This is a genomic window from Gemmobacter caeni (assembly GCF_003054195.1).
GTDB classification, from domain to species: domain Bacteria; phylum Pseudomonadota; class Alphaproteobacteria; order Rhodobacterales; family Rhodobacteraceae; genus Gemmobacter; species Gemmobacter caeni.
Genome location: NZ_QBKP01000012.1, coordinates 62,027 through 73,923 on the forward strand (window position 1 = coordinate 62,027; position 11,897 = coordinate 73,923).

Genomic DNA, 11,897 nt, shown 5'->3' on the forward strand with positions numbered 1-11,897 from the left:
TGTATTTTTTTGCGGACAACGAAATTTATTTCAGTTACGGTTGGAACTGTCAAGAAAAGGCTGGCCGGGGTTCGCATCGCTGGAGGGCGGCGAAATATTCGGGGAGGACAGCCGTCACGACAGGCGCCGGGGAGGGGTGCATGCCGTTGAAAATGAAAGAGATCACAACATCATCGGCAGCGCGCCCGCTGTGCGGCGCCCGTCTTGCGGCGTCGGCCGCCGGGGGCGCCCCGGCTCGATTCGCCGCCTGCCGTTCCATCATCACGGAGGTCCGCCGATGAACCGCGCCACATCCCCCGCCCCCCGTGCGCCCGCCGCGCCGCGCCGTGGGCTGATGCTTTCGCTGGCGCTGGGCCTCGCGCTGCTGGCGGCGATGGCGCTGGATACCAAGGTGGTGCGTCTCGGGTCCGATCTGGATGTGCGCCAGCAGGCGTTTTCGCCCGACAGCTTTGGCGAGGCGGAGTTTCCCCGCATTCAGGCCAATATCGAGGGCCGGGCGGTGGATGCGCTGGTCATCGCGCCTGAGGCTCTGGCCGACAAGGCGGCGGCGGGCCAGAAATACGGCACCGTGTCTTCGACAGGGGCCATCATTCCGGTGAAGCTTTCCGGTGTGGTGGGTGAGGGAAAATCAGGCGTCTACCAGCTTGCCATCGAGGGCATGCCGCCGGAAATCAAGGTCCGGCTGCAAACCGGCCCGGCAATCAACGGCACCGATCTGCGCGACGCGCCGGGGGACATCGCCTTTGGCAGTTTCAAGAACCAGATCGAGTATCAGGATGCCGGCTCTGGCATCAACCGCGCCATGAAAAAGGCCGTTCTGGACGGGCTGGATACCGCATCGTTGCAAGGCAGGACGGTCGAGGTCATCGGCGCGTTCCGGCTGGTGAATCCGAAAAACTGGATGATCACCCCTGTGAGGATCACCGTGAAATGACCGATGTTCCGCAGCAAAAACCGGATCTGGCCGAGGTGGTTCTGGCCGCCCGTAACGTGGCGAAATCCTACGGTAATGTTCATGCGCTTAAAGGCGTGAACTTCGACATTCATCGCGGGCAGGTGACCACGCTGTTCGGCGAGAATGGCGCGGGCAAGTCGACGCTGATGAAGATCCTTTCCGGTGTGATCCAGCCGACCAGCGGCGAGATCATTCTTGATGGCAAGCCGGTCGCCTTCAACAATTCGACTGAGGCGCGGGATCGCGGGATTTCCATCATTCACCAGGAACTCAGCCTCGCCCCGAACCTGAGCGTGCGCGACAATATCTTCATGGGGCGCGAGATCATGGGCCCGACCGGCGTCGATTTCGCCGAAGAGGAACGTCAGGCCCGTCGCCTGATGGCAGAGCTTGAGGAAGACATCGACCCGCTGACCCCGGTGGAGGAGTTGCGCCTTGGCCAGCAGCAGATCGTGGAAATCGCCCGCGCCCTGTCGGTGGACAGCCGCATCCTGATCATGGACGAACCGACCAGCGCACTGTCGGCGTCCGAGGTTGAGGTGCTGTTCAAGGTCATCCGCGACCTGACGGCCAAGGGGGTCAGCATCGTCTATATCTCGCACCACCTGGAAGAGGCGTTGCAGATCACCGATCACGCGGTGGTATTGCGTGATGGCACGATGACCGCCTATGCGCCACGCGGCGGAATCGACCTTGAATGGATCGTCCGCAACATGGTGGGCGACAATTACGATCTGGGCAGCCCGCCCGAGGGGCATGTCTTTGGCGAAGTGGCGCTGTCGGTGCGCGACCTGACGGTGGCCGATCCCAAAGGGGGGGCCTTCAACGTGGTGGACCGGCTGTCGCTGGATCTGCGCGCGGGTGAGGTGGTCTGCATCTACGGGCTGATGGGCGCCGGGCGGACGGAGCTTCTGGAAACCGTGGCGGGCCGTTTGCGCGCCAGTAGTGGTGAGGTGGTGCTGGAGGGCCGCGAAATCTCGCATCTTTCCATCGCGGAACGCATCGCGCGCGGTCTGGCACTTGTCCCCGAGGATCGGCAGCGCGACGGCCTCGTGCAGACCATGAGCGTGGGCGAGAACCTGTCGCTTGCCTCCATCGCCAGCTTTACCAAAGGGCTGTTTACCCAGAAGAAGGCCGAACGCGCGCTGATCGACGCCTCTATCCGCGAGGTGACGGTGAAAACCTCCGGCCCGGCCGCCGCCATCGGCTCACTGTCTGGCGGAAACCAGCAGAAGGTCGTCATCGGCAAGATGCTGGCGACGAAACCCCGCGTCATCATGCTGGATGAACCCTCGCGCGGTATCGACATCGGCGCCAAGGCTGAGGTGTTCAAGCTGCTGGCCGAAGAGGCGAAGCGCGGCCTTGCCGTGATCTATTCGACCTCGGAAGTCGGTGAATGCCTGTCGATCGCGCATCGGATCATCGTCATGCACAAGGGCCGCATCTCGGCCGAATTCGATTCCAACGTCAGCAAGGAAAAGATCATGGCCGCCTCGGGCGAGTCCGTGGCGGCCTGACGGCCGATCCTCAGCGACCAAGTAACGGAGCCATCCCATGTCGGATACCACACTCGCCCGCACGGCCGCCGCGAAACCCGCCTTCAGCCTTGGCCGGCTGCTGCTGGAAGGTCGCGCCTTCTTTGCGCTGATCCTGATCGTCGCCGTATTTTCCTTCCTGTCGCCGAACTATTTCACGGTGTCGAACTTCCTCATCATGGCCAGCCATGTGGCGATTTACGGCATCCTGGCCGTGGGGATGCTGCTGGTGATCCTGAACGGCGGGATCGACCTGTCGGTCGGTTCGGTGCTGGCGCTTTCCGGCGTGATTGCCGGGGCGCTGATGCAGGGGGTGGAGATGCAGGCGCTGGGCGTCATCCTCTACCCGCCGGTCTGGGCGGTCGTGGTGCTGACCTGCGCGCTGGGCGCTTTGGTCGGCGCCGTGAACGGCGTGCTGATCGCCTGGTTCAAGGTGCCTGCCTTCGTCGCCACGCTGGGCGTGATGTATGTGGCGCGCGGCGTCGCGCTTCTGATGACCAACGGCCTGACCTACAACAATCTTTCGGGGCGCCCGGAACTGGGCAACACCGGCTTCGACTGGCTGGGCTTCAACAGGCTGGCGGGTATTCCGATCTCGGTTCTCGTGCTGGCGGCGATTGCGGTGCTGGCGGGTCTGATGCTCAGCCGGTCGGCTTTCGGGCGCTGGCTCTACGCCTCGGGCGGCAATGAACGTGCGGCCGATCTGTCGGGCGTGCCGGTCAAGCGGGTGAAGATCACCGTCTACACGCTGTCGGGCATGCTGGCGGCGGTGGCGGGGCTGGTGCTGTCGTCGCAGCTGACCTCGGCGGGGCCGACGGCTGGCACCACCTATGAACTGACCGCCATCGCAGCGGTGGTCATCGGCGGCGCCGCGCTGACCGGCGGGCGCGGCACGGTGCGCGGCACCATGCTGGGCGCCTTCGTTATCGGCTTCCTGTCCGACGGGCTCGTGATCATCGGGGTCTCGTCCTACTGGCAGACCGTGTTCACCGGCGCGGTGATCGTGCTCGCCGTGCTGATGAACTCCATCCAATACGGCAAAGGCCCGCGCAAGGGCTGAGCCGACCGACCTTCCCGACCGGGCCGGACCCAACCGACCCGCGCGGAAAGCCTTGCCAAGACGGCAAACGACCAAACCAAGGGAGAGAGAACCATGCTGAAACTGACCCGCCGTGCCCTGATGGCCGCCGTGGCTGTGACCCCGCTGATGAGCTATGCCGCCGCAGCCGAGGGGCTGATCTCGATCATCGTCACCGACCCGGCGAACCCCTATTGGTTCACCGAGGGAGAAGTGGCCAAGGCGACCGCCGAAAGCATGGGCTACACGGCCAATGTTTCGGCCCACAAGGGCGACACCAATGCCGAAAGCACCCTGATCGACACCGCGATCACCAACAAGTCGGCTGCTATCATCCTTGACCCGGCAAATGCCGATGGCTCCATCGGGGCGGTGAAGAAGGCCGTGGATGCGGGTATCCCGGTGATCCTCGTGAATGCCGAGATCAACCAGGAAGGGCTGGCCAAGGCGCAGTTGGTGTCGAACAACGCCCAGGGCGCCGCGCTGGGGGCGGAACAGTGGGTGGCCGATGTGGGCGACGCTGGCAAATACGTCGAGCTGTTTGGCAATCCGTCGGACAACAATGCCGCGACCCGTTCGAACGGCTACGAGACCGTCATCACCCAATACCCGGATCTGGAAAAGGTCGGCAAGGAAGTGGCGAACTGGGACCGCACCCAAGGCTATCAGAAGATGCAGTCGCTGTTGCAAGCCAACCCCGACATCATTGGCGTGATCTCGGGCAATGATGAGATGGCGCTGGGCGCGATTGCCGCGCTGAAAGAGGCGGGCAAGCTGGATCAGGTGAAGGTCGGCGGCTTCGACGGTTCGCCCGATGCGGTCGCGGCGGTGAAAGCGGGCGAGATGCAATATACCGTCCTGCAACCCGTCGCGGTCTTCTCGGCCGAAGCTGTGCGTCAGGCCGACAACGTGATCAAGACCGGCTCCACCGGCGCGGCGACCGAAAAGCAGCTTTTCGACTGCCTGCTGATCACCAAGGACAATGTGGACAAATACACCGCCGCTTTCACCCTGTCCGAGTGATTGACGGGTGGGGCGCCGCTGTGCGCCCCGGCATTCAGGCGGGGCCGGGTGCATCTGCATCCGGCCCCGATCTTTCCGAAAGGGATCTGCCATGGCTTGCCTGCTGGGTATCGACAACGGCCTGACCGTCAGCAAGGCGGTGATTTTTGACGAGAACGGGCGCGAGATCGCGGCGGCGCTGCGCCGTGTGCCGCAACAGATACCGCAGCCCCGGTATGTCGAACGTGACATGGCCGGTCTCTGGCGCGCGACGGCCGAAGCGGTGGCCGAGGCGCTGGCCAGATCTGGCCGCGCGCCGGGTGATATCACGGCAGTGGCGGCGACAGCGCATGGCGACGGGCTTTACTTGCTCGATCAGGCGGCGCAACCGCTGGGCGCGGGCATCCTGTCGCTGGACAGCCGCGCGGCGGACGTGGTCGCGGGCTGGCAGGCCGATGGCACCGCCGCGGCCGCTTTGGCGCGCACGGGGCAGGAACCGCATGCCTCTGCCCCTTCGGCGCTGCTGGTCTGGATTGCGCGAAACCAGCCCGAGCGTTTCGCCCGGATCGGGCATGTCCTGGCCTGCAAGGACTGGATCCGGTTTTGCCTGACCGGCAGCATCGGCACCGATCTGACCGAGGCCAGCACCTCTTTCACCGATGTATCGACGCAGGCCTATGCGGCAGACATTCCCGGCATTTTCGGGCTTGGCACGCTGAACCTGCCTGAAATCAGCCGCCCGGATCATGTGGTGGGTCATGTGACCGAAGCCGCCGCCGCTTTGACGGGGCTGTGCATCGGCACGCCAGTTGTGGCGGGGCTGCACGATGTGACGGCCTCTGGCCTTGGCATCGGCGGCTATGGCGAGGGGATCGTTGCCATTGTCGCAGGCACCTATTCGATCAACGAAACCGTGACGCGGCAGCCGCTCTGCGATGCGCGCTGGTTCTGCCGTAACGGCATTGCGCCGGGTGAATGGAACGCCATGGCGATCTCGCCTGCCTCTGCCACCAATTACGACTGGCTGCTGGATCGCACCTTCGGCGCCGAGCGGCAGGCGGCCGAGGCTGCGGGGGGCTCGATCCATCCGCAGGCGGCGGCAGAGTTGCAGGCCGCGCTGGCGCGGCAATCGACGCTGATGTTCCACCCCTACCTGTTCGGTTCACCCCATGGAGCGGGGGCCAGCGCCGGCTTTCTTGGCCTGCGCGGCTGGCATGACCGGGGTGACATGCTGCGCGCCGTTGTGGAGGGCATCGCCTTCAACCACCGCCTGCATGTCGATGCGCTGCGCGAAGGGTTTGCCCCGCGCGAGGTACGGCTGACCGGGGGGATTTCCCGCAATCCCGCCATCGCGCAACTGTTTGCCGATGTGCTGAACCTGCCGGTCACCGTGCCCGGCACCGGCGAGGCCGCCGCCTGGGGCGCCGCGCTTTGTGCCGGGGTAGGGGTGGGGCTTTACCAAAGCCCGCGGCACGGCCCGCCAGCGCGGGAAGGCGTCACCTTTGACCCGCAGCCCGAACGCGCCGCCGAGATGGCCTGCCGTTACGCGCTGCATGGCGAAATCGCCGCACAACTGGCGCCGATCTGGCCCGCGCTGGAGGCTCTGGCCCCCGAGGATACTGCCTGAAATGACCGAGACCCCCATTGACGTGCTGATCCTCGGCGCCGGGATCAATGGCGCGGGCCTGTTCCGCGATCTTTGCGAACAGGGGCTGACCTGCGTGATCGCCGACAAGGGCGACTATGGCTCGGGCACATCGGCTGCGCCCTCGCGGTTGATCCATGGCGGCATCAAGTATCTGGAAACCGGCGAGTTTCGCCTTGTCGCCCAATCGACGCTGGAGCGGAACCTTCTCCTGCGCAACGCGCCGCATTGCGTGCATCCGCTGCCGACCGTGATCCCGATCTTTTCGTGGTTCAAGGGCATTGGCGCGGCGCTGCGCACGCTGATGGGATCGACCACCGCGCCACGGGCACGCGGGGCGGTGCTGATGAAAATTGGCCTCGCGCTTTACGATTTCTATGGGGCCCGCGCGCGGGTCATGCCGCGCCATGCGCTGTGGGGCCGGGCGAGGGCGCTGGCCGAAATCCCGCCGCTGACCCCGCGCATCGTGGCGGCAGGGCGCTACTATGACGCGACCGTGGCGCATCCCGAACGGCTGGTGCTGGAGCTGATGCAGGATGGTTTGCGGGCCAGCCCGGCGTCGCGGGCCTTCAATCATTGCGCCTTGCTGGGGGCGGAGGGCGCCACGGTGCGACTGCGTGCCGTCGATGGCACCGAACTGGCACTGCGCCCGCGTGTGGTGATCAATGCGGCGGGGCCGTGGATCGACGCGGTGAACGCCACGCTGGGCCTGCAAACGCGGCTGATCGGCGGCACCAAGGGTTCGCATATCCTGTTGGATCATCCGGCGCTTCTGGCGGCGCTGAAGGGGCGGATGATCTATTTCGAGGCCGATGACGGGCGCATCTGCCTGGTGTTCGATTATCTTGGGCGGGCGCTGGTCGGATCGACCGATACCCGTGCCGATGACCCGGACGGCGTGCGCTGCGAGGACGGCGAAATCGACTATTTTCTGCAAAGCCTGCGCAGCCTGCTGCCGGGGCTGGCGTTCGACCGCAGCCAGATCGTCTATGCCTATTCCGGCATCCGGCCCCTGCCCGCGTCGGATGGCACGGCGGCGGGGCTGATCAGCCGCGACCATTCCGCCCCGGTAATCGAGCCGTCAGATGCGCGCGACTGGCCGGTGATCTCGCTGGTTGGCGGCAAGTGGACAACCTTCCGTGGCTTTGCCGAGGAGGTGGCGGATACGGTTCTGTCGCGCCTTGGTCGGGCGCGGCGCGTCAGCACGCGCGATCTGCCCATCGGAGGCGGGCGGGATTATCCGGCTGACCCTGCGGTCTGGGCGGCTGAGGCGGGCGGGGCGCCGGGGCGGGCGGCCACGCTGCTCGCACGCTATGGCACCACGGCGCGGGCGATTCTGCAGGCGGAGGGTGCGGCGCCCACCTCGCTGGAAGATGCGCCCGATTACACACTGGAAGAGCTGGGCTGGCTGAGCCGCAACGAACAGGTGCAAGGTCTGGAGGATCTGGTGATGCGGCGCACCGCGCTTGCCGTCACCGGGCGGCTGAGCATGCGCGACCTGGACCGGATCGCAGGGCTGCTCGCCGAAGTTCTGAACTGGGACGCACCACGCCGCGAGGCTGAACTGGCGCAGGTGCGCGCCCGGCTGACCGGGCGCCACCATATGCGGCTTTAGGCTCAGCCTGCCAGCCGCGCCTCAAGGTCCAGAAGCTGCCGCACCGCGCTGGCGGCCTCGGCGCCCTTCTTGACGAAATGGTCGCGGTAGAAATCGGTCAGCACATCGACCGGCTGGTAGTTATGCGGCGTCAGCGAGACCGACAGGCAGGGCACGCCGGTTTCAAGACCCACATTCATCAGCCCGGTCACCACGGCACCGGCGACGAAATCGTGGCGGTAGATGCCGCCATCCACCACGAAGGCGGCAGCCACCACGGCGTTGAAATGCCCGGTCTGCGCCAGTTTCTTCGCGGCCAGCGGCATTTCGAATGCACCGGGCACGTCGAAGGTTTCCACCTCGGCGCCGGGGATCAGCCGGGCGGCCTCGGCCAGAAAGCCCTCATGTGCACGGTCCACGATGTCATCGTGCCAGCGCGCGCGGATGAAAGCGATGCGGGGGGTTTTGGTCGTCATGTTTTCGGAACCTTCCGTTCAATTGCGTCAGGTCCCAGAGCACGAGTCACACCCGGCCCGCGGGAGGCAGGCCGTGCGCGATTCTCTTCCATCCGGACTATACCGTCGGCCCCGGAGTTTCACCGGATCTGCTGACCCTTCGTTGCCGAAGGCGCTCGCGGGCTATACCGCCGGTGGGGAGTTGCACCCCGCCCTGAGAACCCTTTCTGACTAACCTGTCTGTGGCGCGATGACCAGCCTGCAACCGGCATCGGCATGTCGGAAACCGGCAGCCAGGAGTCAACAAATCCGGCATTAAGGCGGCCGGATTGGCATTTCGCCTGTCCCAAAGCGGTTGCATTTGACCATTTGGTCGGTCTTACTGTGGCGATCAAGGGCGCGTGATGAACGGTGCCCTCAATGCCAAGGGGAGATGCTGGTATGATTCATCAGAAATTCTTTGCGGGTCTGGCGCTGACGGCCGGCCTTGTGGCGGGTGCTGCGCAGGCGCAGGACATGGCGTTTTTCCGTATCGGCACCGGCGGCACGGCTGGCACCTACTACCCGATCGGCGGCCTGCTGGCCAATGCCATCTCGAACCCGCCGGGGTCGCGCCCCTGTGAAGAGGGCGGCTCCTGTGGTGTGCCGGGGCTTATCGCTTCGGCCCTGTCCTCAAACGGCTCGGTCGCCAATATCAACGCCATCGCCGGTGGCACGCTGGAATCGGGTTTCTCGCAATCCGACGTGGCAACCTGGGCCTACAGCGGCACGGGCATCTGGGAAGGCAAGCCTGCGGTCGAGAAGCTGCGCGCCATTGCCAACCTTTACCCGGAAAGCATCCATCTGGTCGCCAGCGCGGAATCGGGCATCAACGGTGTAGCCGATCTGAAGGGCAAGACCGTCTCGCTGGACGAGCCGGGGTCGGGCACGCTGGTTGATGCGCGCATCATTCTGGAAGGCTACGGCCTGTCCGAAGGGGACGTGAAGGCCGAGTTCCTGAAGCCTGATCAGGCCGCCGACCGGATGCGCGATGGCGCAATGGATGCGTTCTTCTTCGTGGGTGGCTATCCAGCCGGTGCGATTGCCGAACTGGCCAGCCAGCATGCGGTGAAGATCGTGCCGATCACCTGCGAGGAAGCGCCCGCGATCTGCGAGAAGTACAGCTTCTTCGCGGCAGATACCGTGCCGGGCGGCACCTATGAAGGCAATGCCGACGATGTGAAAACGCTGTCGGTCGGTGCGCAGTGGATCACCAGCGCCGATCAGCCGGAAGAGCTGGTGTACCAGATCACCAAGGCGCTGTGGAACGAGAACACCCGCAAGCTGCTGGATTCCGGCCATTCCAAAGGCAAGCTGATCACGGCGGATACCGCCCTGAACGGCGTGGGCATCCCGCTGCATCCGGGCGCGGAACGCTTCTACAAGGAAGCGGGCCTGCTGAAGTAACGAGGACCGGCGCAAGACCGGCCAGAAGCAGGGGCCGCGCCGCAGAGCGCGGCCCCGTTGCGCTTTTAACAGTCAGCACAGGGGCAAGTGACATATGGCAAAGGTAGAGGAAGACGAGGGGCCACGGCATCTGACAGCGGATGAGCTTCAGGCCCTGGAAGAGAAATTCGACCCGGAAATGCGGTTCCGCGAGGTTGCGCGGCCGCTGGCCATCCTGACCGGCGCCATCCTGTTTCTGTTGTCCTGCTATCACTATTATACAGCCGGATTCGGCATTCCGCAGGCCACGGTGCATCGCGGGCTGCACATGGGCGTTACGCTGGCGCTGGTGTTCCTGAGCTTTTCGGCCTTCGGCGCCAAACGAACCGAGCCGGGCCTTCTGGCGCCCTGGGGCCTGCCGCTGATCGACTGGCTGCTGGCCATCGCCGGGGCGGTTGCCGCGCTGTATGTGCCATGGATCTATGCGGACCTTGCGTTCCGGGTGGGCAACCCGTTGCCCATCGACATCCTGATGGGGACCATTCTCATCGTCGTGCTGCTGGAGGCGGTACGGCGGTCGATGGGCTGGCCTCTGCCGGTCATCGCGATCCTGTTCATTGCCTATGCCTATTTCGGCCAGTCGATGCCGGGCATCCTTGTGCATCCCGGGGCAAGCTGGTCGAACATCGTCAACCACCTCTATCTGACCTCGCAGGGGATTTACGGCACGGCGCTGGGGGTGATCGCAACCTATGTGTTCCACTTCGTGCTGTTCGGCGTGATGGCGACGCGGATCGGGCTGGGGCAATTGTTCATCGACGTGGCCTCGGCGCTCGCCGGGCGCTATGCGGGCGGGCCTGCCAAGGTTTCGGTGTTGTCCTCGGCGCTGCTGGGCTCGATCTCGGGTTCCTCCATTGCCAATACGGTGACGACCGGCGCGCTAACCATCCCGGCGATGATCCGCATCGGCTATCCCCGCCATTTCGCGGCGGCGGTCGAGGCGGCTTCGTCCACCGGCGGACAGATTACACCGCCAGTCATGGGGGCGGTGGCCTTCCTGATGATCGAATATCTGGGCGTGCCGCTGACCACCATCCTGACTGCCGCCCTGGTTCCGGCCTTCATGCATTTCTTCGGCGTGCTGGTGCAGGTGCATCTTGAGGCGCGGCGCCTGGGCCTGCGCGGCCTGTCAGCCGAGGAACTGCCGAATGCCTGGAAGGTGATCAGGGAGGGCTGGCTGTCGATCTTCCCGCTGATCCTGCTGGTCGGTGTGCTGCTGTCGGGCCGCACGCCTTTTGCCGCCGCTTTCTGGTCGATCACCGCCTGTATCGTTGTGCTGGCGATTCAGGAGTTCATGAAGGGGGGCATCGCGCAGGCGATCCGGGGCACCGCCCATGGCGTGTGGGAAGGTTTCTGCCTTGGCGCGCGTCAGTCGCTGTCGGTGACTGCCGCCGCTGCGTTGGTGGGTGTGGTCATCGGGGTCGTCACCCTGACGGGCGTCGGCTTCAAGATCGCCTATATGGTGACGGGCGTTGCAGCGGGCTGGGCGGCTTCGGTCTCTGGCTGGCTGGCGATCCTGCCGTTCGAGGTGATGACGGTGCCGACGCTGACACTGCTGTTCACGCTGCTGCTGACGGCCATCGTCTGTATACTGATGGGCTGCGGCATCCCGACCACGGCCAATTACATTATCATGGTGGCGGTGGCGGCGCCCATCCTTGGCATGCTGGGGATGGAGCAGATCGTGGCGCATTTCTTCGTGTTCTACTATGGGGTGCTTGCCGACATCACGCCACCCGTGGCCATGGCGGCCTATGCGGCGGCCGGGATCGCCGGGGCCAATGCCTTCAAGGCGGGGAACACCGCGTTCCGGCTCGGCATGGGCAAGGTGCTGGTGCCCTTCGTCTTTGCCTTCCAGCCGGCGCTTCTGCTGGTGACCGAGGGCTTTACCTGGGGGGCCTTCTTCCTTGCCTTCTTCGGCGCAGTAATGGGCATCTATGTGCTGGCGGCGGCTGTCACCGGCTGGCTTTTCGCGCCCCTGAAAGGGTGGGAGCGGCTGGCGCTGACCGTGGCCGCGCTGCTGCTGGTGGCGCCGTCGATGACACCCACGATTGTCGGTCTCATCCTGATCCTGCCGGTGGCGCTGCGGCAGTTGATGGGGCGCGGCGATTCCGGCGGGCTGACGGCCTGACGCTCCTGAGTTTTCGT

The 11,897-nt window shown here is 65.1% G+C and carries 9 protein-coding genes and 1 riboswitch; of the genes, 8 read left to right on the forward strand and 1 reads right to left on the reverse strand.

All coding sequences use genetic code 11. The features are described from left to right. The first annotated feature begins 277 nt into the window (after positions 1 to 277). The 6 genes from C8N34_RS17235 (at position 278) to C8N34_RS17260 (ending at position 7,830) form a co-directional block, all read left to right on the forward strand. Positions 278 to 934, forward strand: coding sequence for a DUF2291 family protein (locus C8N34_RS17235; RefSeq protein WP_108129811.1), 657 nt, complete (start codon positions 278 to 280; stop codon positions 932 to 934). Beyond that, positions 931 to 2,472: a sugar ABC transporter ATP-binding protein gene (locus tag C8N34_RS17240; protein ID WP_054304303.1), complete on the forward strand. Its 1,542-nt coding sequence runs from the start codon at positions 931 to 933 to the stop codon at positions 2,470 to 2,472. The genes C8N34_RS17235 and C8N34_RS17240 overlap by 4 nt, the downstream gene beginning before the upstream one ends. A gap of 37 nt (positions 2,473 to 2,509) precedes the next feature. Beyond that, positions 2,510 to 3,550: an ABC transporter permease gene (locus C8N34_RS17245; RefSeq protein ID WP_108129812.1), complete on the forward strand. Its 1,041-nt coding sequence runs from the start codon at positions 2,510 to 2,512 to the stop codon at positions 3,548 to 3,550. A gap of 93 nt (positions 3,551 to 3,643) precedes the next feature. Further along, positions 3,644 to 4,591, forward strand: coding sequence for a D-ribose ABC transporter substrate-binding protein (locus C8N34_RS17250; RefSeq protein ID WP_054304301.1), 948 nt, complete (start codon positions 3,644 to 3,646; stop codon positions 4,589 to 4,591). Positions 4,592 to 4,682: 91 nt separating this feature from the next. Continuing rightward, positions 4,683 to 6,197, forward strand: a complete 1,515-nt coding sequence (locus tag C8N34_RS17255; protein WP_108129813.1) for an FGGY-family carbohydrate kinase — start codon at positions 4,683 to 4,685, stop codon at positions 6,195 to 6,197. Position 6,198: 1 nt separating this feature from the next. Continuing rightward, positions 6,199 to 7,830: a glycerol-3-phosphate dehydrogenase/oxidase gene (locus tag C8N34_RS17260; RefSeq protein ID WP_108129814.1), complete on the forward strand. Its 1,632-nt coding sequence runs from the start codon at positions 6,199 to 6,201 to the stop codon at positions 7,828 to 7,830. Positions 7,831 to 7,832: 2 nt separating this feature from the next. Here C8N34_RS17260 and C8N34_RS17265 read toward each other — a convergent pair whose 3' ends face one another. Next, positions 7,833 to 8,285, reverse strand: a complete 453-nt coding sequence (locus C8N34_RS17265) for a 6,7-dimethyl-8-ribityllumazine synthase (protein ID WP_108129815.1) — start codon at positions 8,283 to 8,285, stop codon at positions 7,833 to 7,835. A 76-nt stretch (positions 8,286 to 8,361) separates the two neighbouring features. Beyond that, a riboswitch (FMN riboswitch) is annotated at positions 8,362 to 8,490 on the reverse strand. 215 nt (positions 8,491 to 8,705) lie between these two features. On the opposite strand from C8N34_RS17265, the gene C8N34_RS17270 reads away from it, so the two are divergent. Both C8N34_RS17270 and C8N34_RS17275 read left to right on the forward strand, forming a co-directional pair. After that, the gene (locus C8N34_RS17270) at positions 8,706 to 9,710 is read left to right on the forward strand and encodes a TAXI family TRAP transporter solute-binding subunit (RefSeq protein WP_054304297.1); all 1,005 of its coding nucleotides are present in this window, start codon (positions 8,706 to 8,708) and stop codon (positions 9,708 to 9,710) included. 94 nt (positions 9,711 to 9,804) lie between these two features. Further along, positions 9,805 to 11,880 (forward strand): TRAP transporter permease, encoded by a 2,076-nt coding sequence (locus C8N34_RS17275; RefSeq protein ID WP_054304296.1) that lies wholly within the window; start codon positions 9,805 to 9,807, stop codon positions 11,878 to 11,880. The last annotated feature ends 17 nt before the right edge of the window (positions 11,881 to 11,897 follow it).

Bases quoted from the DNA above. Each gene is read 5' to 3' on its own strand.
- C8N34_RS17260 (WP_108129814.1), top strand. From the start codon at position 6,199: ATGACCGAGACCCCCATTGACGTGCTGATCCTCGGCGCCGGGATCAAT.
- C8N34_RS17275 (WP_054304296.1), top strand. From the start codon at position 9,805: ATGGCAAAGGTAGAGGAAGACGAGGGGCCACGGCATCTGACAGCGGAT.
- C8N34_RS17255 (WP_108129813.1), top strand. From the start codon at position 4,683: ATGGCTTGCCTGCTGGGTATCGACAACGGCCTGACCGTCAGCAAGGCG.
- C8N34_RS17265 (WP_108129815.1), bottom strand. From the start codon at position 8,285: ATGACGACCAAAACCCCCCGCATCGCTTTCATCCGCGCGCGCTGGCAC.
- C8N34_RS17270 (WP_054304297.1), top strand. From the start codon at position 8,706: ATGATTCATCAGAAATTCTTTGCGGGTCTGGCGCTGACGGCCGGCCTT.
- C8N34_RS17245 (WP_108129812.1), top strand. From the start codon at position 2,510: ATGTCGGATACCACACTCGCCCGCACGGCCGCCGCGAAACCCGCCTTC.
- C8N34_RS17250 (WP_054304301.1), top strand. From the start codon at position 3,644: ATGCTGAAACTGACCCGCCGTGCCCTGATGGCCGCCGTGGCTGTGACC.
- C8N34_RS17240 (WP_054304303.1), top strand. From the start codon at position 931: ATGACCGATGTTCCGCAGCAAAAACCGGATCTGGCCGAGGTGGTTCTG.
- C8N34_RS17235 (WP_108129811.1), top strand. From the start codon at position 278: ATGAACCGCGCCACATCCCCCGCCCCCCGTGCGCCCGCCGCGCCGCGC.